Here is a 21,340-nt window from a genome sequence, read left to right as displayed (position 1 = left end):
CCATGCATCTGCTCGCGCGCGATCTCCATGGCCTCGACGATAATGAGGCGGCGGTCGACCTCGGGCAGACTCCCGCGCAGATCGTCTTCCTCTCCTTCTCCGACGCCGAGCTTTCCCTCCTCGCCGAGTTGCATGAGCAGAACGCCGCGCTCCCATCGCTGCGCTGCGCCTCGCTCGCCAGACTGAAGCACCCCTATTCAGTCGATCTCTATATCGACAAGGTCGCCCGTCATGCGCGGCTCGTGGTCGTGCGCCTGCTCGGCGGCAAGGATTATTGGGCCTATGGCGTCGATGAGCTCGCGACCGCAGCGAGAATGCAGGGCTTCGCGCTGGCGATCGTTCCGGGCGATATGCACAGCGATGAAAGACTGGAGCGCGCCTCCACGCTTTCTTCCGACGCGCTCACGCGCATCTGGTCCTTCTTCCGCGACGGCGGCCCGGACAATCTGCGTTCCTTCCTCGGCTACTCCGCGACTCTCGCAGGCACGCCCACGCCCTGGAGCGAGAGCGCGCCCGCGCCGCTCGCCGGCCGCTGTGAGCAAGCCTGCCGCACCGCCCTCGGCGCTAACCCTCCCCCTCATGCTGAGGAGGCGGCGCAGCCGCCGTCTCGAAGCACGAGGGGGACGGCCCCCCCGTCCTTCGAGACGCCCGCTGCGCGGGCTCCTCAAGATGAGGGAACCTCCGGCCAATCGAGCGGCGCACAAGCGGCGTCGGCTCCGCGCGCGCTCGTCACCTTCTACCGCTCCGCCTGGCTCGCCGGCGATTTTGCGCCGATCGTCGCGCTCGCCGATGCGCTGCATAAGCGCGGCTTCTGCGTCGAAGCCTATTTTGTCGCCAGTCTCAAGGACTCCGCATGCGAGACGCTGCTCGCGCAGACGATCGCAGAATTCCGTCCCGATGTGATTCTCAACGCCACCGCCTTCTCCGCGCGCACTGCAGGCGGCTCGGTGCTCGATCGCGCCGACGCGCCTGTTCTCCAAATCGCGCTCGCCACTTCGACGCGCGAAGCCTGGGAGAACTCCAAGCGCGGCGCCAATGGCGCCGATCTCGCGATGAATGTCGTGCTGCCCGAGGTGGACGGCCGCATCTTCGCCGGCGCCGTCTCCTTCAAGGCGCAAACGCGCGAACGCGCAGCGAGCGAATTCGCGGAAATCCGCCATTCGCCCGAGCCGTCGCGCATAGATCACGTCGCGGCGCTCGCGCAAAATTGGGCGCGCCTGCGCCGCCTCGGGCATCGCGAGAAAAATCTCGCGCTGGTGCTCTCCGATTATCCGGCCCGACGGGGACGCGGCGGCTATGCGATCGGCCTCGACACGCCGCAAAGCGTGCTCGCCATTTGCGATCTGCTGCGCGACGCCGGTTACGAAATCGGATCTCTCGATCATGACGGCGGAGAGACGACAGCTCCCGATCTCGTCATGCGCGCGCTCGAGGACGCCGCGCATTGCGCCGAGCTGCCGCTCGCCGAATATCAGCGCCTCTTCGCCGATCTGCCAGACGATTTCGCAAGGCAAGTTCTCGCCGCCTGGGGTGCGCCGGAAGAAGATCCGGCGCTCGCGAAAGGCGCCTTTCGCTTTTCCTGCATAGAGACCGGCAAGCTCGTCGTCGCATTGCAGCCGGATCGCGGAAGCAGAGCCGAACGTCGCGAGACCTATCACGACGCCGAGCTCGCGCCGCGCCATGCCTATATCGCTTTCTATCTGTGGCTGCGCCACAGTCGAAGCATAGACACGCTGATCCATCTCGGCACGCATGGCACGCTGGAATGGCTACCCGGCAAATCGGCGATGCTCGGCCCGTCTTGCGCGCCACAGGTTTTGCTCGGCGCCACGCCGCTCGTCTATCCTTTCATCGCCAATGATCCGGGCGAGGCGGCGCAAGCCAAGCGCCGCGCCGGCGCGGTGACGATCGGCCATATGACTCCGCCGCTCGTCGAAGCTGGACTCGTCGCCGAGGCGGAGGAGATAGAGAGCCTGCTCGACGAATATGCGAGCGCCGCGACTCTCGATCCGCGCCGCGCCAAGCTGGTGGCGGAAACGATTCTCGATGTCGCCGAACGCAGCGGCCTCGCGCAGGACTGCGGCGTCACACGCGACACGGATCGCGCGGAAGCATTGGCGCGGCTCGACGCTTGGCTCTGCGATGTGAAGGAAATGCGCATCGGCGATGGGCTGCACATATTCGGCGAGGGGCTATGCGGCGCGGCCGAAGCGAGCGGCTTGCTGCGCGCGCTCGCAGGCCGCTTCGTCGAGCCCGGCCCGGCCGGCGCGCCCTCGCGCGGCCGCGCCGATGTTCTGCCCACGGGGCGCAATCTCTTCTGCATCGATCCGCGCCATGTTCCGACGCGCATCGCGCATGATATCGGCGTCCGCGCGGCGCGCGAGGTGATGCTGCGTCATGCGCAAGAGCATGGCGAATGGCCGCGCAATATCGTGCTCGATCTCTGGGGCAGCGCGACCATCCGCACCGGCGGCGAGGATTTCGCGCAAGCGCTGGCGCTGATGGGCGTCACGCCGCTCTGGGACAACGCCAGCGCGCGCGTCTGCGGCTTCGAGATTCTGCCGCTCGCGCGCCGCGATTTTCCGCGCGTGGACGTCACGCTGCATATATCGGGGCTCTTTCGCGACATGTTCCCCGGCCTCATCGCGCTCTACCACGATGTTGTCGCAGCCGTCGCTGTGCTCGATGAAGAGGACGGGTCCAATCCGCTCGCCGCCGCGCGTCGCGACGGCCGCGCGCTCGAGCGCGTCTTCGGCGCCGCGCAGGGAAGCTATGGCCTCGGCCTTTCCGAGGCCATCGCCCGCGGCGAGACGCGCGACGAATTGGGCCAGGCTTTTCTCGCGGCCGGCGGCCATGCCGTCTCGCGCAATGGCGAGAGCGCGCCGGCGCGCGAGGCTTTCGGCGAGCGCGTCGGCCTCGCCGACGCTCTGCTGCATGTGCAGGATATGGCGGAGACAGATGTGCTCACCGGCGCCGCCTTCGCGGAATTCGAAGGCGGATTTTCCGCCGCCAACGCAGCGCTCGGCGGCTCGGCGCAGATCACCCATATCGACGCGACGCGGCCCGCAGCATTGAAGCTGCGCTCGCTCGAGCAAGAGATCGCGCGCGTCATTCGCGGCCGCGCGGCCAATCCGCGCTGGCTCGAGGGGCAGATGCGCCACGGCCATCGCGGCGCGGCGGAAATCGCCGAGACGCTCGACAATCTCTTCGCCTTCGCCGCGACGACGCCGCATGTGCGCGACGCGCAATGGGATATCGTCTTCGATTCGACGCTCGGCGCGCCAAATGTTCGCGATTTTCTGCTCACCGCCAATCCGCGCGCGGCGGAGGCCATTCGCGATATGTTCCAGCGCGCCATAGCGCGCGGCTTGTGGCGCACGCGGCGCAATAGCGTCGCCGCAGCGCTGGAAGGGCTGTCGCTATGACCGCCGCGCCGAAAATCCAAGGCTGGTGCCCCGGCGCGCTGCGGCCGATGCAGAGCGGGGACGGCCTTCTCTTGCGCGCGAAAACCACGCATCCGCGTCTTTCGGCGCAGCACGCGCGCGAGATCGCATCGATCGCGCGGGATTGCGGCAATGGCCTCATCGATCTCTCGCAGCGCGCGCAATTGCAATTGCGCGGCGTGAGCGAAGCCAAGCTCGAGCAGGCGCAACGCCGCCTCGCCGCGCTCGGCCTGCTCGCCGAAGATGCGGCGACGGAGAGCGTGCTCAATTTTCTCGTCTCGCCTTTCGCCGGCGCGCAGGCGAGCGCCCTCGTCGCGCGTCTCGCGCAATCGCTCGTGAAGGACGCTGCTCTGCTGGCGTTGCCAGGAAAGTTCGGCTTTCTCGTCGATGATGGCGGCGCGCTCGGCCTTTCCGCCTCGACAATGGATATTCGCCTCGAGGCGCATGGCGACACTGTCGCCGTTATCGCCGATGGCGCGCGCGCGCATGCTTTTCTCGCGACGCCGGAAACGGCGAGCGATGTGGCGCTCGCGCTCGCGCGCGCTTTTCTCGTCTTGCGGAAAGGCCGTGAATTCGAATTGCGTCGCATACGCAATGTCGTCGCCGCCTTCGGCCTCGAGGCGCTGGCCGAGGCGGCTGCTCTCACGTCGACGCCGTATGAATCGCTCTGTCGCGCAGCCTCTGCAGCAGAGATTTTCGGAGCGCTTCTGTCTCGTGATAGCGGCGAAAAAGGAGTGAGGGCCTTCGCCGGCATAGGCGCGCCCTCTGGACGATTGCGTGCGGATGATCTTCACGCGCTCGCGGCGCTGGCCGAAGTCCATGGCCTTAACGAGTTGCGTCTCACGCCCTGGCGCGCGCTGCTGCTGCCCTGCGCCGATCTCGATGTCGCGCAAAAAATCGTCGAGGACGCGGCCGGGCGCGGCCTCGTCATTGTGGCGGATGATCCGCGCCTTTCCGTCATCGCCTGTCCCGGCGCGCCGGAATGTCCGCAGGCGCATGCGCCGACGCGTGATCTCGCCGAAATTCTCGCCCCTCTCGCGGCGCGGCTTGCGTCGGAGGGCGCGAGGCTGCACATATCGGGCTGCGCCAAGGGCTGCGCCTCTCCCACTACGGCGCAGGTCGCGTTGGTGGCGACGCCGCGAGGATTCGATCTCATCGACGATGGACGCGCGAGCGATGCGCCGACGTTGCGAGGCCTCGGCGTGAACGAGATAGAAGACGCAATGAAAGCGCGCATCGCGCTTGCTACGAGCAAGGAGCCACAATGTCCGGCGCATTGACCTATATACGCGACGGCGCCGCGATCTACGACCGCTCCTTCGCCATTATTCGCGCGGAGGCGCGGCTCGAGCGTTTCTCGCGCGAGGAGGAGCGCGTCGCCGTGCGCATCATCCATGCTTGCGGAATGGTGGAGATCGCCGACGATATCGTCTTTTCGCCCGGCTTCGCGGAAACGGCGAGCGCCGCGCTGCGCAATGGCGCGCCTATTCTCTGCGACGCCAATATGGTCGCTCACGGCGTCACCCGCGCGCGTCTGCCAGCGAATAATGAGGTGATCTGCACCCTCGCCGATCCGCGCACGCGCGCGCTCGCCGAAGAGATGAAAACGACGCGCAGCGCCGCGGCGATGGAGCTGTGGCGAGAAAGACTCGCGGGCGCCGTCGTCGCTATCGGCAATGCGCCGACGTCGCTGTTCCGACTGCTCGAGCTGTTCGACGAAGGCGCGCCGCGGCCCGCTGCGGTCATCGCAATGCCGGTCGGCTTCGTCGGCGCGGCGGAATCGAAAGAGGCGGCGCTCGCCGATGGGCGCGTTCCGACCGCCATAGTACGCGGACGCAAGGGCGGCAGCGCCATGGCGGCCGCTGCGATCAATGCGCTGGCGAGCGAGAAAGAATGAATATCGTCGATCCGAATCTGCACGTAGATCGAGAGTCGCGCATCACGCTCGGCGTTCTGCGCGGCGTCGGCCTCGGCCCCGGCGATCCCGAGCTGATGACGCTGAGAGCGGCGCGTCAGGTGAGCGAAGCCAAGATCGTCGCCTATTTTTCCAAGCGCGGAAAGCCGAGCCATGCGCGCGCCATCGCCGCGCGCTTCATCGCGAAGGATTGCGCGGAACTTCCGCTCACCTATCCGCTGACGACCGAGATTCCCTTCGATCATCCCGATTATGTCGCCGCGCTCGCGGCATTTTATGAAGAGAGCGCGGAACGCCTCGCTCTGCATCTCTCGCTCGGCCGCGACGTCGCTCTGCTCTGCGAGGGCGATCCGATGCTCTACGGCTCCTTCATGCATCTGCAGACGCGCTTGTCGTCGCGCTTCAGCGTGGAGGTCTGCGCGGGCGTCTCCGGCATGTCTGGCTGCTTCGCCTCGGCGCGCCAGCCGATGACATGGGGCGACGATGTTCTGACCGTCATTCCCGCCACTCTGCCGCGCGAAGCGCTCGCCATGCGTCTCGCCGCCACCGATGCGGCGGTGGTGATGAAGCTCGGCGGCAATCTCGGCAAGCTGCGCCTCGCGCTCCAAGATGCGAAGCTCACCGAGCGCGCCATCTATGTCGAGCGCGGCACGATGGCGGATGAAAAAATCATGCGCCTGACGGACAAGCGCGACGACGATGCGCCCTATTTCGCGCTCGTCCTCGTGCCCGGCGATGGACGCCGGCCATGACGCAGACAAATCGGCGCGGGCGTCTCTCCATCGTCGGTCTCGGCCCGGGCGACGCCCGCTTTCTCACATCGGAAGCGCAGCAGGCGTTGTGCGCGGCGCGCTATATCGTCGGCTATGCGCCTTATGTCGCGCGCGTTCCCGAGACGCCCGGACAAACGCGCCTCGCCAGCGACAATCGCGTCGAGATCGCGCGCGCGCAAGAGGCGCTGCGCCTCGCCGCGAGCGGATATGAGGTCGCTGTGGTGTCGGGCGGCGACCCTGGAATTTTCGCAATGGCGGCGGCCGTCTTCGAGGCGATCGACAATGGCGATCCGGCTTGGCGCGATCTCGACATCGAAGTCCTACCCGGAATTTCCGCCATGCAGGCGGCGGCGGCCCGGCTCGGCGCGCCGCTCGGCCATGATTTCTGCGTGATCTCGCTCTCCGATAATCTGAAGCCCTGGGAGACGATCGCAAATCGTCTCGAGCTGGCGGCGCGCGCCGATTTCGTCATGGCCTTCTACAATCCCGCCTCGCGCGCGCGGCCGCAGCGCATTCACGACGCATTCGCGTTGCTGCGCCGTGAATTGCCACAGGATCGCATCGTCGTTTTCGCGAAATCCGTCGGCCGCGCCGAAGAGCAATTCATCATCACCACGCTCGGCGAAGCCGATCCGAGCGTCGTCGACATGTCGACCCTCGTGCTCATCGGCGCGAGCGGAGCCAAGCTCGTTCCACGCGACGGCGCGCGGCCTTTCGTCTACACGTCGCGGAAGGCGCCATGAGCGCGGCGCGCTGGCTCTCTTTGATCGGCATAGGCGAGGATGGGGTCGATGCGCTGTCGCCCGCCGCGCGCACGCTCATCGCCAACGCGTCGCTGATTGTCGGCGGCGCGCGTCATCTCGCATTGATCGGCCCGCAAAAGGGCGAAACGCTGCGCTGGCCTTCGCCGCTCTCCGCCGCGATGGAGACGATTGTCGCGCATCGTGGCGCGCCGACCGCGATTCTCGCGAGCGGCGATCCGTTCTTCTTCGGCGTCGGCGATATGATCGCGCGCAATGTCGCAGCGGAAGAAATTCTCTGCCTTCCGGCGCCTTCCGCTTTCGCCCTAGCCGCGGCGCGTCTCTGCTGGAGCCAGCAGGATTGCGCGCTGCTGTCGCTGCATGGCCGCGCTTTCGAGCGCGTGACGCCGCATCTTCAACCATCCCGGAAACTGCTGATCCTGTCCTGGGACGAGACGACGCCCGCGCGTCTCGCCGCGCATCTCATGACGCTCGGCATGGGCGAATCGCGTATCCATGTGCTCGAACATATGGGCGGAGCGAAGGAGCGCATTCGCAGCGCGCCCGCGCAGGACTTTTCTTTTCGGGACATCGCGCCGCTCAACACCATCGCGGTCGAAGTCGTCGCAGGGCCGAATGCGCGCATTCTGCCGCTGACGCCGGGCCTGCCGGATGATTGGTTCGAGCATGACGGGCAGATCACCAAGCGCGACATTCGCGCTGTGACATTGGCGGCGCTCGCGCCGCGCCGCGGCGAATGCTTGTGGGACATAGGCGCGGGCTCCGGCTCCATCGCGATCGAATGGATGCTCGCCGATCCCGCCAATCGCGCCATTGCGATCGAGCGCAATGCGACGCGCGCCGCCCGCATCGCGCGCAACGCGGTTTCGCTCGGCGTTCCCGATCTCGCGATCGTCGAAGGCGCGGCGCCGGGAGCGCTCGCGGGATTGGCGACGCCGGATGTGGTCTTCATCGGCGGCGGCGGCGAAGCAAAGATCATAGAGGCGGCGTGGAACGCGCTACCCATGCGCGGACGCATCGTCGCCAATGCGGTGACGATTGAGACGCAGGCGCTGCTGATCGACGCTTTCGGGCGCATGGGCGGCGAGCTGGTGAGCATTGCGATCTCGAAAGCGCGGCCGATCGGCTCCTATCACGCGTTGGAGCCGGCGCTGCCGGCGCTGCAATGGCGCGCGGTGAAGGCTTGAGCGCGCGCTACGCCATCGGCCTAGGCGCGCGCTGCGGCGTGGAGGCGCGCGAGGCCGTCGCGTTGATCGAGAAAGCTCGCGAAATTTATGTGAGCGGTCCTTCTCCCGCTCGCGGGAGAAGGTGGCCCGGCGTATCCGGGTCGGATGAGGGCGGCGCGGACCCTCATCCGAACGCAGAGATTGCGCTTTTTACGATCGAATCGAAGCACGGCGAGAGCGGACTCGAAGAAGCCGCACGATTGCTGAATTTGCCGCTCGTCTTTCTTCCGCTCGATACGCTCCTCGCGCGCAAGGACGAGCTTCTCACCCGATCGCTGCGCGTGGAGGCGCTCACCGGCGTCGGCAGCGTGGCGGAGGCTGCGGCGCTGGTCGGCGCAGGAGCGGGAAGCCGTCTCTTCGGGCCGCGCCTCGCCAGCGCCGGCGTCACCTGCGCGATCGCGCGAAATGCGTTAGAGGAAGCGCCATGACCATTCACTTCATCGGCGCCGGCCCCGGCGCCGCCGATCTGCTCACTCTGCGCGGCCGCGATATTCTCGCGCGCTGCCCTGTCTGCCTCTATGCGGGCTCTCTGGTCGCGCCGGAAGTCCTCGCCCATTGCCCGCCGGACGCGCGCATCGTCGACACTGCGCCGCTCTCCCTCGACGCCATCATCGCGGAAATGCAAAAGGCCACGGAGGCCGGGCAGGATGTCGCGCGGCTGCATTCGGGCGACCTCTCGATCTGGAGTGCGGTCGGCGAGCAGACGCGGCGACTCGAGGCGCTCGGCGTTCCCTACACTATCACCCCCGGCGTGCCGGCTTTCGCCGCCGCCAGCGCCGCGCTGAAACGCGAGCTGACGCTGCCGGAAGTGGCGCAATCGGTGGTGCTGACCCGCACCTCGGGCCGCGCATCGGCCATGCCGGAGCCCGAGACGCTCGCCGCCTTTGCGGCGACGCGCGCGACCATGGCCATTCATCTCTCGATCCATGCGCTTTCGCGCGTCGTCGCCGAGCTGACGCCCTTCTATGGCGCAGACTGCCCTATAGCGCTCGTCTATCGCGCCTCCTGGGCCGACGAGCGCATCTTCCGCGGAACGCTCTCCACGATCGAAGCGCTGGCCGGCGCCGCGCCCATGGAGCGCACCGCGCTCATTCTCGTCGGCGCAGCGCTGGCGTCCGAGGATTTCCGCGAGAGCGCGCTCTATGACGCGGGCTATGACCGCCGCTTCCGGCCGATGGGAGCCGGGCGCTGACCGCCCCCGGAATTCTCGTCGCCGCGCTCCGCTCCGGCGCCGGCAAGACCACCGTGACGCTCGGCCTTTTGCGCGCGCTCGCGCGGCGGGGGCTGCGTGTCTCGGGCGTCAAATGCGGGCCGGATTACATCGATCCCGCCTTTCACGCCGCCGCGACCGGACGCGAGAGCTTCAATCTCGACTCCTGGACGATGGAGACCGAACTCTTGGGCCAGCTCGCGTTACGCGCTGGAGAGGAGGCCGATATCATCGTCGCGGAAGGAGCGATGGGGCTTTTCGACGGCGTCCCCGGCGCGCCGGCGCAGACCGGCGCTTCCGCCGACATCGCCGCCCATCTCGGCTGGCCCGTGCTGCTGGTGATGGATGTTTCGGGACAGGCGCAGAGCGCCGCCGCCATAGCGCATGGCGTCGCGCTCTACGACGCGCGGGTGAAGCTCGCCGGCGTGCTGCTCAATCGCGTCGGCTCCGAGCGCCACCGCAAGCTCGCGCAGGAGGCGATCGAAGCGATCGGGATAAAAATATTCGGGACGCTGCCGCGCGATCAGGGGATCGCCCTGCCCGAGCGTCATTTGGGCCTGGTTCAGGCTGGCGAAACGCCGGGCCTCGACTCCTTGCTCGATCGGCTGGCCGAACATATCGAGTCCCATGTCGACATCGACGCGCTGATCGCCGCCGCGGCGGGCGGATCGCCCGATGTCGGCCACGCGCCTCTCGACATTCCACGGCCGCGAGGCGGACGCATCGCGGTGGCGCGGGACGAAGCTTTCTCCTTCTTCTATCCGCATCTCGCCCGCGGCTGGCGCGAGACGGGCGCCGATATCGTCTTCTTCTCGCCGCTCACCGACGAGCCGCCGCCCGAAGATTGCGACGCCTGCTGGCTGCCCGGCGGCTATCCCGAGCTTCATGCGGGCCGCCTCGCCGCGGCGCAGCGCTTTCTCGGCGGACTCCGTCGCTTCGCCGCAACGCGCCCGATCCATGGCGAGTGCGGCGGCTATATGACGCTCGGGCGGACGCTGATCGACGCCGCCGGCGCGGCTCACGAGATGGCGGGCCTGCTCGATCTGACGACGAGTTTTGCGCAGCGCAAACTTCATTTGGGCTATAGGCGCGCGCGACTCCTCGGCGATTGCGCATTGGGCGCGGCGGGCGATGCGCTCGCCGGACACGAGTTCCGCTACGCGACCATCGTGAGCGAGAAGGGCCAGCCCTTTGCGATGGTTACAGACGCTTATTCGCAGGAGGAGCGGCCGGCGGGGCTGCGGGCGGGACTGGTCACGGGAAGCTTCTTCCACGCAATGACGAAAAAAAAGGGCCGCCGGTAACGCCAGCGGCCCAAGTCAAGGGAGGAAACGCCCAAGGAGGGCTACGGAGCGAGAGAAGTTCTCGCTGCGTCGCACTGTTGTATTGCTGCGGCGCACAAGTGTCAAGCGCCTTTTTGGAGGACCGCCACAATGTCGCATCGAGAGCGATATTTCGGCGGCGATTTCCGACGCGCGGCCACAGCGAACAGCAACGCTCGCGACGTCTTTTTCCGACGAATGCAGGCAAAATTGAGACGATCCGCCATCTGGCGGATCGTAAGATCACAAAATCTGTGGGTTTTCTTCGATCAGGGCCGCGCGGGAACCGGCGGCAAGGCCTCGCGCAGTCCCGGCGCGCCGCCCATGGCCGCCGCGACCTTGGCGCGTCGCTCGGCCCCGAGTGAGGCCTGCGGCTTTTTCGCCGGATCGGCGGCGCGATGCGACGGCAGCGACGCCGGCGCCTGAGAGGAAGTCGCGGCGGGCTTCGCCCCGCTCGACTTGGCGACGACCGCGGTCGCGATCACCGCCGGCTTGACCGAAACAGCTTTGCCGGCCCTCGTCGCCTCTGTCTTGGAAGCATCGGCTTTGATGCTGGAAACCTCCGTCTTGGCGCTCGCCTTGATCGGCTCGGTTTTGGCGACAGGCTCGCTCTGGACCGCGGGCGCGGCCGGCGGCTCCTTGGCGAGGCCGAGCAGACCACCGATCGAATCCGTCGCGACGGCGAAAGCGCCGGCCTTGGCCGGCTCGGCCGGCGGGGCGGCTTCCGCTTGCTTCACGATCGTGGCCTCATGCGCCGCGACCTTGACCTCGGCCTCCTTCTTGGCCTTGGCGGCGAGCTTGGCCGCGCTCATGGCGATGACCGGCGAACGCGATTTGCCGATCTTCTCGTCGAGCGCGATCTCGACCGGCGCGACCAGCGCCTCGGGCCGACTCACCTCGGCGACGCGGGCGTAGAAATCGGGATGCTGACCGCCGTCCTGATAGACGACGCGCACCGGCCGCAAGCCAGCCGCCGCCAGTTCCGCCACTTTGGCGTCGTCTGCGGCCGCCTTTTGCGCGACCTGCGCCTCTATCTCCGCATTGCGGCGCAGCGGCGGACAGGCGGCGCCGGCGTCGAGCGGCTGGCCATTGGCGGAGGTCGCGTCGAAGACATAGCGTCGATTGCAGACGCCGACGCTCGGCTCCTTGCCGGCGACCTCGAAATGGTCGGAGCCTTCCTTCAGCTGCTTCCAAAAGCCGATATTGGGGTCGAGCCGATGCTTGGCCAGATTCTCCGCCGTCATCTTGAACGGATAGGACTGCATCTGGATCGAGCGCTGGCCATTGTTGAAGGAGGTGCGCAGGATCGCATAGATCTCGGCGATCTGCCGATCGGTCATGGAGAAGCAGCCGGCGGAAGAGCAGGCGCCATGGACCATGATGGAGCCGCCGCTATGGCCGTAGGCGCGGTCATAGGCGTTGGGATAGCCGACGTTGAAGGAGAGATAATAGGCGGAGTTCGGATTCATCTGCCCGGGGGTGATGGAATAGAACCCCTCCGGCGCCTGGCGGTCGCCCTCGCGAACCTTCGGCCCGAGCTGGCCGGACCAGCGGCACATGGGGAAGGTCTTGAGATAGGCGTAGCGCCCGTCGGGCCGCTGCTTCCAGATTTGGAACTCGGCCTCTTTCTTATAGGAGCGGATGAGCGTCGGCGATTCCTTGGTGACGCCGGCCTGCTCCATCAGCGCCAAAGTCTCGGGTGGAATGGGCGACAGCGCGCGCTGCGAGCCGGAGCCGAGATCATTGCAGGCGGAGAGCGCGAGCGTCGCGCCGACGAGACCCCAAGGGGCGAGCCGCCGCCCCACGTTCCGGAAGAGATTCATTCTCGCCCCGCTTCTCGAGGTCCGCGCCCAAAGGCGCGAATCACGCCTCGGAGACCCTACCATGACAATAGACGTCGAATTACCAACGTCCTTCTAACGCAAGACGAAGAATAAGGCCAGAGCGTGGCTGTCGCCGCCGGTAAGAGCGCGGCGATCGTCTGTGAGGTTAACGATTGGTTGACGCCGGGAGACCAGAGCGGGTCAGGGTATCGAGGCCGCCGAATGCTGAAAGGCGCCGAATCTCGTCTGCTCAGACCTTGCGGCCGACCGAGAGAAAGCGCTCGGCGCGCGCCTCGACGATCTGCGGGCGGGAAAGATTGGCGAGGCCGGCCAGCGCGTCGTCTATGCCCTCGCCGACGGCGGCGACCGCCGTCTCCGGGTCGCGATGGGCGCCGCCCGGCGGCTCGGCGACGATGACGTCGATAATGCCGAACTTCAGCAGGTCCTGGGCGGTGATCTTCATGCTGGTGGCGGCGTCCTGCGCCTTGGAGGAGTCGCGCCACAGAATGGAGGCGGAAGCCTCCGGCGAGGCGACCGTATAGACGGAATGCTCCAGCATCAGCACTTTGTTGCAGCTGGCGATGGCGATGGCGCCGCCGGAGCCGCCTTCCCCCACCACCACGGCGACATTGGGCACGCCCAGCGACAGCGAGACGTCGATGGAGCGGGCGATCGCCTCCGCCTGTCCGCGCTGCTCCGCGTCTATGCCGGGAAAAGCGCCGAAAGTGTCCACGAGCGAGATGACCGGCAGGCCGAATCGGTCGGCGAGCTCCATGAGACGCGCGGCCTTGCGATAGCCCTCCGGCCGCGCCATGCCGAAATTATGCTCAAGCCGGCTCTCCGTGTCGGAGCCCTTCTCCTGGCCGATGAGACAGACCGGCTCGCCGCGAAAGCGCGCGAATCCGCCGACGATGGCCGCGTCCTCGCCGAACAGGCGGTCGCCGGCGAGCGGAGTGAACTCGCTGAACAAAAGCCGCACATAATCGGAGAAATGCGGCCGCTGCGCATGGCGCGCGACCTGGATTTTCTGCGTCGGCGTGAGGCTGGCGTAGAGATCGGCCAGCGCCTTTTGGGCCTTGGCCTCGAGCTTGGCGAGCTCGTCGGCGATGGACACGCCGTCGCCCTTGGACAGCGCGCGCAGCTCCTCCACCTTGGTCTCCAATTCGGCGACGGGCTTTTCGAAGTCGAGATAGGAGCGCATGAGGCGGACGACACGGGATTGCGGCTCGGGAGCCTAGCGAAGCGGCGCGAAAACTGGCCGTAACGGCGCGGGAAGTCAAGAACGCGTCGTTTCTCCGCCGCCGCACGGAGCGCGGCGGCGGAGAACAGCGAATCTTTTCCGTCGGCCGGGGAACGACGTAGGCTTTTCTCTTCGCGAGCCGGAAGGAGCGCTACGCTTCCAGCTACGGCGCCGCTCGAGCAATATCCTTCCACGGCGAAGGGACGTCGCGGCGGAAGCCGATTTGCTCTTGCGCCCGAAAGCGCGCTATTCGCAAAGCGAAAGCGGCCGGCGGCCACGCCATTGGCGCATTCTCGAGATTACTGCGCCCAAAGCGACGCTCCACGCGGCGCGACCATTGAGAGGACAAGACATGCAGGGACTCGGCGCGGCCGTCGCCGTCTTCGCGGCGCTATCGCTCGCAGCGGGCGTTCACCTCGGCGACGCAAGCCTCTTCCTCCTCGCCGCGACAGCCGGGCTCTGCGCCTTCACCACATGGCGCAGCGCCGCCATCTCGAGCTTTCTGAAGATATTCGTCTCCATCTTCTCGGTAGAGACCATCGTCTTCGGCCTCGTGCGTCTGCTCGAGGTCGAAAGGTTGTGGCCCGCCTCCCTCGCCGATTACACGCTGCCGGAGAGCATGTCGCTCACCGTCGCCGTCTTCTCGATCGTCGTCTTCGCGATTTCGCACATCCGCATCGTGCGCGAGATGACGCGCATCGCCGATCTCTATTTCGATTCGCGGGAGAGAGGCGACGTCGCTCTCCGCGGCCGCTCGCTTTTTGCGACGCGCGAGACCTGGATCGCCGTGGCGATGATCGTGGCGCTGGTGCTCATCAATCAGGCTCAGGTCGCCATCGGCGTGCGCCTCTCCTTCATCCGCCGCGACTACTACACGGCTCTCCAGGAGATGAACGCGGCCGAGTTCTGGCGCCTGTTCCTCTTTGGCTTCACGCCCTGGGCCTTCGTCGCCATTCTCTCCGCCGTCATCGAATATGTGGTGCAGTCGACGCTGATCATCCGATGGCGCAAATGGCTGACGCTGCATTACGTCACGCGCTGGCTGGGCGGACGCCGCCACTACGCCATGGCGCTCGCCGGCGGGGCGACCGACAACCCCGACCAGCGCATCGCGGAAGACGTCAACCGATTCATCGACGGCGGCGATTCCGGCTATGGAATCTACTCCTATTCGATCCTGCTGATCTCCAAGCTCAGCTCTCTCGTCTCCTATTCGATCGTGCTCTGGGACATTTCCAGCGCCTTCACCTTCGGCGACATCGCCATCCCGGGCTTCCTGTTCTGGGCGGCGCTGATCTATGCGACCTTCGGCACGGTGACGACGCATCTGATCGGCTGGCCGCTCACCACTCTGCTTTTCGAAAAGCAGCGCCGCGAGGCCGATTTCCGCTTCTCTTTGGCGCGCCTGCGCGAATATGGAGAGCAAATCGCGCTGCTCGGCGGCGAGAACGCGGAGCGCGCGACGCTCGCGCAACGCTTCGGCGCGATCGTCTCCAATTATTTCGCCATCATCGACCGCCGCAAGAAGCTCGTCTCCTTCACGGCTACTTACGGCCAATTGTCGATCATCATTCCCTATGCGCTGACCGCGCCCTTCTTCTTCGCCGGCACGATCAAGCTCGGCGTGATGCGCCAGGCGGCCGACGCCTTCGGAAGCGTCGAAAGCGCGCTCGCGTTTTTTATCGATTACTATGTCGCGCTCTCCGATTTCCGATCGGTGCTCGACCGACTGGCCTCTTTCGACGCGGCCGCCGACCGCGCCGATGAGCTTCGCGCGGCGACGCCGACCCACCCCGTGCAGACGCGCGACATAGCGCTGGACGTGACGCTCACCCTGCCGGACGGCCGCCGCCTCGTCGAGGCGAAGCATCTCGAATTCGCGTCCGGCGAATCGGTGCTGCTGACCGGCCCCTCGGGCTCTGGCAAATCGACTTTGTTCCGCGCCGTCGCAGGCATTTGGCCCTATTGCGAAGGACGGATCGACATTCCCGCCGATGCGCGCGTGATGCTGCTCCCGCAGCGGCCCTATGTGCCGATCGGCTCGCTCGCCCGCGCCGTCGCCTATCCGGCGGAGCCGGAGACCTTTTCGCCCCATGCGATCGCCGAGGCGTTGGAGGCCGCGCGCCTGCCGAACTTCGTCGCCCATCTCGAGGAGGAGAGCAATTGGGGCCAGCGCCTCTCCGGCGGCGAGCAGCAGCGCGTCGCCGTCGCGCGGGCGCTGCTCGCCGAGCCCGACTGGCTCTTCCTCGACGAGGCCACCTCGGCGCTGGACGAGAAGCTCGAGGGAGAGATCTACGCCATGCTGCGCGAGCGCCTGCCCAATACGACGATCGTCTCCATCGGCCATCGCTCGAGCCTGCTCGCCTTCCACCATCGCCATATCGCGATGGAGCAGGAGGCGGACGGAACCTTCGCGCCGCGCGAAGCGGTGCTGGCATGACGAAATCGGGCGCAGGGGGACGAGAAGGCGGCCGCTCGCTGAAGGAGCGCGTGAAGACCGCGAGGAAGCGCTCGCTGTCCTCGACGCTCTGGCTCGAGCGCCAGCTCAACGATCCCTATGTGGCGCAGGCCAAGCGCGACGGCTATCGCTCGCGCGCGGCCTATAAGCTGCTGGAGATGGACGAGCGCTACAAGCTCTTCGCGCCAGGAAAACACATCGTCGATCTCGGCGCCGCGCCGGGCGGCTGGTCGCAGATCGCCGCGACGAGGGTGAAGTCGGCCGAAGGCAAAGGCAAGGTCGTCGGCATCGACCTCCTCGATATGGAGCCCATCGCCGGCGTCGAATTCACCGTGATGGACTTCAATGAGGAGACCGCGCCGGAGCGGATCAAGGCCATGCTCGGCGGCGGCGCCGATGGCGTGATGTCCGACATGGCCGCCAACGCTACCGGCCACAAGCAGACCGACCATTTGAAGATCGTCGCGCTCGCCGAGCTGGCCGTGGATTTCGCTCGAGATGTGCTGGCGCCCGGCGGATTCTTCGTCGCCAAAGTGCTGCAAGGCGGCACGGAAGGCCAATTGCTGGCGGCGCTGAAACGCGATTTCGCGCAAGTGCGCCATGTGAAGCCGGCGGCGAGCCGCGCCGATTCCGCCGAGCTCTATGTGCTCGCCACCGGATTTCGCGGGGGTTAGGCCGTCCCGTCGGCCTCGATCGATTCTTTCCCTGTCAGCCTTTCGCCCGCATTCGCAGCCAGCCCGCGAAAAACGACGATCGAAGCGGCCGAGACCGCCGCGACGACGAGAAACGCCGCATCGAAATCCGCGAGCCGCAACTCGCCGCCGCCATGCAGCGCGCGCGCCGTCTCCAGCGCCGCGGCGCCGAGCGAGACGCCGGCCGACAGCGACAATTGCTGGCCGGCCGAAGCGAAGCTCGTCGCTCTGCTCATCGCCGCATCCTCTATGTCGGCATAGCCGATCGCATTCAGCGCCGTGAATTGCAGCGAGCGGAAGAAGCCGCCGGCGAGCAGCAGGCTCATGATGATCCAATGCGGCGTCGCCGGCGTGAACAGCGCATTGAAGCAGAAGAAGCCCGCCGAGATCAGCGCATTGACGGTGAGCACGCGGCGAAAGCCGAAACGGTTCAGAATGGGCTGCGCCGTCGTCTTCATCGCTATGGCGCCGATTGCGGCGATGAAGGTCAGCGAGCCCGATTGAAACGCCGTGAGGCCGAAGCCAGTCTGCAACATCAGCGGCAGTAGAAACGGCGAAGCCCCGAGCCCCATGCGAAACAGAAAGCCTCCGACGATGGAGGCGTGAAAGGTCGGCACGCGTAAGAGATCGAGATCGATGATCGGATGCTGCGTCCACCGCGCATGGCGCACATAGAGGAGAAGCGCGATCACGCCCGCGGCAACGAGCCCCGCCGCCGCCGGCGCCGGAACGATCCCCTGCCCCAGCGCGCCGAGCCCGAAGACGAGGCTCGACAGTCCGAAGCCTGACATCAGAAAGCCGGTCACATCGAGCGGCGGAACGCTCTCCTCGCGCAGATCTGGAATATAGCGGGTAACGAGCGTGACGCCGAGAAGGCCGATCGGCACATTGATCCAAAAAATATAGCGCCAATGGAAATAAGTGGCGATGAAGCCGCCGAGCGGCGGCCCCACCACAGGGCCGATGAGCGCCGGAATGGTGAGATAGGCGAGCGCGCGCACGAGATCGTGACGCGGCGCGACGCGCAGCAGCACGAGCCGCCCCACCGGAACCATCATCGCCCCGCCGAGCCCCTGCACGATTCGCGACGAAACGACGCCGGCCAGCGAGGTGGAGAAGCCGCAGAGAATGGAGCCGAAGGTGAAGACGAGTATCGCCGCGCGAAACACCCGCCGCGCGCCATAGCGATCGGCGACCCAGCCGGAGAGCGGAATGAAGACGGCCAGCGACAGAAGATAGGAGGTGAGCGCCAGCTTCAGCGCTATGGGATCTTCATGCAGATCGGCGGCCATGGCGGGCAGCGCGGTGGCCAGCACTGTGCCGTCGAGATTCTCCATGAAGAGCGCAGTGGCGATGATGAGCGGCGTGACGGCGAAGGAAGGCAACGGACCTCTGCGATTGGCGATGACGATCGTTTATGGCGATGTTCGCTGGAAATGTCGAAACGGCCGCGTCAAATGAACTTCAGCCCCTTCAAGCTCGAATGCCCATTGCGCCCGACGATCAGATGATCATGCACGGCAATGCCGAATGGCTGCGCTATGGCGATGATGTCCAGCGTCATGCGTATGTCGGCGGTGGACGGCGTCGGGTCGCCGGACGGGTGATTATGCGCCAATATCAGCGCGGAAGAGCCCAATTCCAGCGCCCGCCGCACCACTTCGCGCGGATAGACGGGCGTATGATCCACCGTGCCGACGCCCTGAACCTCATCGGCGATCAGCGCATTGCGCTTGTCGAGGAAGAGGATGCGGAACTCCTCACGCTCGGCATAGGCCATGGCCGTGCGGCAATAGTCGATCACATCCATGAAGGAGCCGAGCACGGTCCGCTTCTGCAGCGCGCCGCGGGCGAGGCGCCGGGCCGAGGCCTCCATCAGCTTGATCTCGCAGATCGCCGCCTCGCCGAGCCCGTCGATCTCGCGCAGCCGCTCCGGCCGCGCCGCCGCCACTTCGGAGAATGAGCCGAAACGCGCGATCAGCGCCTTGGCCAGCGGCTTGACGTCGCGCCGCGGAATGGCGCGGTAGAGCACCAGCTCCAAAAGCTCGTAATCGGCGAGCGCGGCCTCGCCCGCCTCCAGGAAACGGTCGCGCAGCCTCTGCCTATGGCCATGAAAATGCGGCGCCTCCTCGCGCAGACCGTCGGCGGGTTTCTCGCCGGCCGGTCTCCGCCTGGGGACGCGCGTCTCGCTCATTCGGCGCTGGCGGCCGCGTTGTTCGGCGAGGCTCCATTAGGATTGTCGAGCCCGGCGGGCGAGGCGGTGAAGATTTCCACCCCCGTCTCGGTCACGCCGAGCGAATGCTCGAACTGCGCCGAGAGCGAGCGGTCCCGGGTGACGGCGGTCCAGCCGTCGCCGAGGATTTTCACCTGCGGCCGGCCGAGATTGATCATCGGCTCTATCGTGAAGAACATGCCGGGCCTGAGCTCCACGCCCTGGCCGGCGACGCCGTAATGCAGAATATTCGGCTCGTCGTGAAACAAACGGCCGAGCCCATGGCCGCAGAAATCGCGCACGACCGAGCAGCGCTCGGCCTCGGCGAAGCGCTGGATGGCCGCGCCTATGTCGCCCGTGGTCGCGCCGGGCTTCACCACGGCGATGCCGCGCATCAGGCTCTCATAGGTCACGTCGATGAGACGCTGGGCGCGGCGCGGCGCCTCGCCCACGGCGAACATCCGGCTCGAATCGCCATGCCAGCCGTCGACGATGAAGGTCACGTCCACATTGACGATATCGCCGTCGCGCAGCGGCTTCTCGTCCGGAATGCCGTGGCAGACGACGTGATTGATCGAGGTGCAGATGGATTTGCGATAGCCGCGATAATCGAGCGGCGCGGGATAGGCGCCATTGGCTATGGCGAAGTCGAAGACGAGATCGTCCAGCGCCTTGGTGGTGACGCCGGGCTTCACATAGGGGACGAGCATATCCAGCGCCTCGGCCGTCAGCCGGCCGGCGCGACGCATCCCCTCGAAATCCTCGGGACCGTGAAGCTTGATCTGGCCGCTTTTGCGGCCCGAGCCCGCGAGATGGGACTCGACGAATGTCATGCTGCGCTCTCTGTTGTTGGTCGCCGGCTTCAGCTTATAAATTAAGAAATTGGCGCCGCAAAGCAAGATGCGCGCGGCGCGCGGCCGGCCCGCCCGCTGGCCAGGGCGGCGGCGCTGGCATAGACTTTCGGCCAGATTGTCCCCGAGGAGCGGCCAGATGGAGCGCGAAGACATAGTGACGGCCGCCGTGCTCGTGATCGGCGACGAGATCCTCTCCGGCCGCACGCAGGACCTCAACACCAATTATATCGCCAAATATCTCGGCGAATTGGGAATCGACCTGCGCGAGGTCCGCGTCGTGCCGGACATAGAGGAGGAGATCGTCGCGGCTCTGAATGCGCTTCGCTTTCGCTACGGCTATGTCTTCACCACGGGCGGGATCGGCCCCACCCATGACGACATCACCGCCGACGCCGTGGCCAAAGCCTTCGGCGTGCCGATCGGCGAGGACGAGCGCGCCATCGCCATGCTGCTGGAACGCATCGCCCTCCAGGACCTCAATCCGGCGCGCCGTCGCATGGCCCGTATTCCGCAAGGCGCGGATCTCATCGAGAACGCCATTTCCAAGGCGCCGGGCTTCATGATCGGCAATGTGATCGTCATGGCCGGCGTGCCGATCATCATGCAGGCCATGCTGGACGCCGCCGCCGGGCGCATCGTCAAGGGCGTGAAGGTGCAGGTCGCGACCGTCGACGCCCATAATATTCCCGAAGGGCGCTACGCCGCCGATCTCGAGCGCATCGCCAAGGAGCATGAACGGGTGACGGTCGGCTCGTACCCTTCCTTCTCCAGCGCCGGCGTGCGCAATCAGATCGTGCTGCGCAGCCGCGACAGCGCCGAGCTCGAGGCCGCTGCGCAAAAGGTCCGCGCGCTGATCACGCATCTTTCCGCCAATGGAACGCCGATCTGACGGCCGGGAGAATCCCGGCGAGGAGTCACAGATGGAAGACAAGGCCTTTCCCGTGTCCTGGGACGCGTTCCACCGCGACGCGCGCGCGCTCGCCTGGCGGCTCGCGGCGGTCGGCGGCTTTTCGGCCATCGTCGCGGTGACGCGCGGCGGTCTGGTGCCGGCCGGCATTGTGGCGCGCGAGCTCGGCATTCGCGTCATCGATACGATCGGCGTCGCGAGCTATGAGGAAGAGACGCGGCGCGGCGATGTTCGCGTGCTGAAGCCGCTCTCGGAGACGATCCTCACGCTCCCGAGCGAGGAGGTGCTGATCGTCGACGATCTGGTCGATACGGGGGCGACGGCGAAAGTCGTGCGCGCTCTGCTGCCCAAGGCGCATTTCGCGACCGTCTACGCCAAGCCGCAGGGCCGGCCGCTGGTGGACACTTTCATCACCGAAGTGTCGCAGGACACATGGATATATTTCCCCTGGGACACTGGCCTCACCTTTCAGGCGCCGATCGCCAAAGGCGCGCCCTGATCCCG

At 66.5% G+C, this 21,340-nt stretch carries 18 protein-coding genes; 13 read left to right on the top strand and 5 right to left on the bottom strand.

Annotated features, from left to right (window positions below; genetic code table 11):
• The first annotated feature begins 2 nt into the window (after positions 1–2).
• Genes cobN through C5689_RS05865 form a run of 9 tightly spaced genes read left to right on the top strand, consistent with a single transcriptional unit; the run spans position 3 to position 10,632 of the window.
• Entirely contained in the window at positions 3–3,425 is a 3,423-nt protein-coding gene (gene cobN / locus C5689_RS05905) for a cobaltochelatase subunit CobN (protein WP_108916337.1), read from the top strand.
• Positions 3,422–4,723 carry a precorrin-3B synthase gene (gene cobG / locus C5689_RS05900; protein ID WP_108916336.1) on the top strand — a complete coding sequence of 434 codons (1,302 nt, stop codon included), beginning with the start codon at positions 3,422–3,424 and terminating at the stop codon, positions 4,721–4,723. The genes cobN and cobG overlap by 4 nt, the downstream gene beginning before the upstream one ends.
• Complete coding sequence (locus tag C5689_RS05895; RefSeq protein WP_108916335.1) at positions 4,708–5,340, top strand: precorrin-8X methylmutase; 633 nt, start codon at positions 4,708–4,710, stop codon at positions 5,338–5,340. Before cobG ends, C5689_RS05895 begins: the two co-directional genes overlap by 16 nt.
• Positions 5,337–6,110 (top strand): precorrin-2 C(20)-methyltransferase, encoded by a 774-nt coding sequence (locus C5689_RS05890; RefSeq protein WP_108916334.1) that lies wholly within the window; start codon positions 5,337–5,339, stop codon positions 6,108–6,110. Before C5689_RS05895 ends, C5689_RS05890 begins: the two co-directional genes overlap by 4 nt.
• On the top strand, positions 6,107–6,874 hold the full coding sequence (gene cobJ / locus C5689_RS05885) for a precorrin-3B C(17)-methyltransferase (RefSeq protein WP_108916333.1): 768 nt from the start codon (positions 6,107–6,109) through the stop codon (positions 6,872–6,874). Before C5689_RS05890 ends, cobJ begins: the two co-directional genes overlap by 4 nt.
• Positions 6,871–8,079, top strand: coding sequence for a precorrin-6y C5,15-methyltransferase (decarboxylating) subunit CbiE (gene cbiE, locus C5689_RS05880; RefSeq protein ID WP_108916332.1), 1,209 nt, complete (start codon positions 6,871–6,873; stop codon positions 8,077–8,079). Before cobJ ends, cbiE begins: the two co-directional genes overlap by 4 nt.
• Complete coding sequence (locus C5689_RS05875) at positions 8,058–8,546, top strand: cobalamin biosynthesis protein (RefSeq protein WP_108916331.1); 489 nt, start codon at positions 8,058–8,060, stop codon at positions 8,544–8,546. Before cbiE ends, C5689_RS05875 begins: the two co-directional genes overlap by 22 nt.
• A complete protein-coding gene (gene cobM / locus C5689_RS05870; RefSeq protein WP_108916330.1) occupies positions 8,543–9,310 on the top strand; it encodes a precorrin-4 C(11)-methyltransferase in 768 nt (255 codons plus the stop codon). Before C5689_RS05875 ends, cobM begins: the two co-directional genes overlap by 4 nt.
• Positions 9,307–10,632 carry a cobyrinic acid a,c-diamide synthase CobB gene (locus C5689_RS05865; protein ID WP_108916329.1) on the top strand — a complete coding sequence of 442 codons (1,326 nt, stop codon included), beginning with the start codon at positions 9,307–9,309 and terminating at the stop codon, positions 10,630–10,632. The genes cobM and C5689_RS05865 overlap by 4 nt, the downstream gene beginning before the upstream one ends.
• Before the next feature lie 287 nt (positions 10,633–10,919).
• Here C5689_RS05865 and C5689_RS18995 read toward each other — a convergent pair whose 3' ends face one another.
• Both C5689_RS18995 and C5689_RS05855 read right to left on the bottom strand, forming a co-directional pair.
• A complete protein-coding gene (locus C5689_RS18995) occupies positions 10,920–12,473 on the bottom strand; it encodes a L,D-transpeptidase family protein (protein ID WP_108916328.1) in 1,554 nt (517 codons plus the stop codon).
• Between the two features lie 250 nt (positions 12,474–12,723).
• Positions 12,724–13,674 (bottom strand): acetyl-CoA carboxylase carboxyltransferase subunit alpha, encoded by a 951-nt coding sequence (locus C5689_RS05855; protein ID WP_108916327.1) that lies wholly within the window; start codon positions 13,672–13,674, stop codon positions 12,724–12,726.
• Between the two features lie 391 nt (positions 13,675–14,065).
• On the opposite strand from C5689_RS05855, the gene C5689_RS05850 reads away from it, so the two are divergent.
• Together C5689_RS05850 and C5689_RS05845 are read left to right on the top strand one after the other, a co-directional pair.
• A complete protein-coding gene (locus C5689_RS05850; protein ID WP_108916361.1) occupies positions 14,066–16,153 on the top strand; it encodes an ABC transporter ATP-binding protein/permease in 2,088 nt (695 codons plus the stop codon).
• Positions 16,150–16,845, top strand: a complete 696-nt coding sequence (locus C5689_RS05845) for an RlmE family RNA methyltransferase (protein WP_108916326.1) — start codon at positions 16,150–16,152, stop codon at positions 16,843–16,845. The genes C5689_RS05850 and C5689_RS05845 overlap by 4 nt, the downstream gene beginning before the upstream one ends.
• Here the strand turns inward: C5689_RS05845 and C5689_RS05840 are convergent.
• The 3 genes from C5689_RS05840 to map all read right to left on the bottom strand — a co-directional run bounded on the left by C5689_RS05840 (position 16,842) and on the right by map (position 19,908).
• The gene (locus C5689_RS05840; RefSeq protein ID WP_108916325.1) at positions 16,842–18,248 is read right to left on the bottom strand and encodes a DHA2 family efflux MFS transporter permease subunit; all 1,407 of its coding nucleotides are present in this window, start codon (positions 18,246–18,248) and stop codon (positions 16,842–16,844) included. The genes C5689_RS05845 and C5689_RS05840 overlap by 4 nt on opposite strands.
• A gap of 68 nt (positions 18,249–18,316) precedes the next feature.
• Positions 18,317–19,057: a RadC family protein gene (radC, locus tag C5689_RS05835; RefSeq protein ID WP_108916324.1), complete on the bottom strand. Its 741-nt coding sequence runs from the start codon at positions 19,055–19,057 to the stop codon at positions 18,317–18,319.
• Positions 19,054–19,908 carry a type I methionyl aminopeptidase gene (gene map / locus C5689_RS05830; protein WP_108916360.1) on the bottom strand — a complete coding sequence of 285 codons (855 nt, stop codon included), beginning with the start codon at positions 19,906–19,908 and terminating at the stop codon, positions 19,054–19,056. Before map ends, radC begins: the two co-directional genes overlap by 4 nt.
• A gap of 157 nt (positions 19,909–20,065) precedes the next feature.
• Here map and C5689_RS05825 point away from each other — a divergent pair, with 157 nt between their 5' ends.
• Both C5689_RS05825 and gpt read left to right on the top strand, forming a co-directional pair.
• Positions 20,066–20,818 carry a competence/damage-inducible protein A gene (locus C5689_RS05825; RefSeq protein WP_108916323.1) on the top strand — a complete coding sequence of 251 codons (753 nt, stop codon included), beginning with the start codon at positions 20,066–20,068 and terminating at the stop codon, positions 20,816–20,818.
• Positions 20,819–20,849: 31 nt separating this feature from the next.
• Positions 20,850–21,335 (top strand): xanthine phosphoribosyltransferase, encoded by a 486-nt coding sequence (gene gpt, locus C5689_RS05820; protein ID WP_108916322.1) that lies wholly within the window; start codon positions 20,850–20,852, stop codon positions 21,333–21,335.
• Positions 21,336–21,340 lie beyond the last annotated feature (5 nt).

The sequence above is a fragment of the Methylosinus sporium genome (assembly GCF_003113265.1).
GTDB classification, from domain to species: Bacteria; Pseudomonadota; Alphaproteobacteria; order Rhizobiales; family Beijerinckiaceae; genus Methylosinus; species Methylosinus sporium.
The sequence above is the reverse complement of the archived record's forward strand: the minus strand, read 5'-3'. Positions and strand labels throughout refer to the sequence as shown.

Excerpts from the sequence above, each read along its gene's own strand:
- cobN (WP_108916337.1), top strand. The coding sequence starts at position 3 with ATGCATCTGCTCGCGCGCGATCTCCATGGCCTCGACGATAATGAGGCG.
- cobG (WP_108916336.1), top strand. The coding sequence starts at position 3,422 with ATGACCGCCGCGCCGAAAATCCAAGGCTGGTGCCCCGGCGCGCTGCGG.
- C5689_RS05895 (WP_108916335.1), top strand. The coding sequence starts at position 4,708 with ATGTCCGGCGCATTGACCTATATACGCGACGGCGCCGCGATCTACGAC.
- C5689_RS05890 (WP_108916334.1), top strand. The coding sequence starts at position 5,337 with ATGAATATCGTCGATCCGAATCTGCACGTAGATCGAGAGTCGCGCATC.
- cobJ (WP_108916333.1), top strand. The coding sequence starts at position 6,107 with ATGACGCAGACAAATCGGCGCGGGCGTCTCTCCATCGTCGGTCTCGGC.
- cbiE (WP_108916332.1), top strand. The coding sequence starts at position 6,871 with ATGAGCGCGGCGCGCTGGCTCTCTTTGATCGGCATAGGCGAGGATGGG.
- C5689_RS05875 (WP_108916331.1), top strand. The coding sequence starts at position 8,058 with ATGGCGCGCGGTGAAGGCTTGAGCGCGCGCTACGCCATCGGCCTAGGC.
- cobM (WP_108916330.1), top strand. The coding sequence starts at position 8,543 with ATGACCATTCACTTCATCGGCGCCGGCCCCGGCGCCGCCGATCTGCTC.
- C5689_RS18995 (WP_108916328.1), bottom strand. The coding sequence starts at position 12,473 with ATGAATCTCTTCCGGAACGTGGGGCGGCGGCTCGCCCCTTGGGGTCTC.
- C5689_RS05855 (WP_108916327.1), bottom strand. The coding sequence starts at position 13,674 with ATGCGCTCCTATCTCGACTTCGAAAAGCCCGTCGCCGAATTGGAGACC.
- C5689_RS05850 (WP_108916361.1), top strand. The coding sequence starts at position 14,066 with ATGCAGGGACTCGGCGCGGCCGTCGCCGTCTTCGCGGCGCTATCGCTC.
- C5689_RS05845 (WP_108916326.1), top strand. The coding sequence starts at position 16,150 with ATGACGAAATCGGGCGCAGGGGGACGAGAAGGCGGCCGCTCGCTGAAG.
- radC (WP_108916324.1), bottom strand. The coding sequence starts at position 19,057 with ATGAGCGAGACGCGCGTCCCCAGGCGGAGACCGGCCGGCGAGAAACCC.
- map (WP_108916360.1), bottom strand. The coding sequence starts at position 19,908 with ATGACATTCGTCGAGTCCCATCTCGCGGGCTCGGGCCGCAAAAGCGGC.
- C5689_RS05825 (WP_108916323.1), top strand. The coding sequence starts at position 20,066 with ATGGAGCGCGAAGACATAGTGACGGCCGCCGTGCTCGTGATCGGCGAC.
- gpt (WP_108916322.1), top strand. The coding sequence starts at position 20,850 with ATGGAAGACAAGGCCTTTCCCGTGTCCTGGGACGCGTTCCACCGCGAC.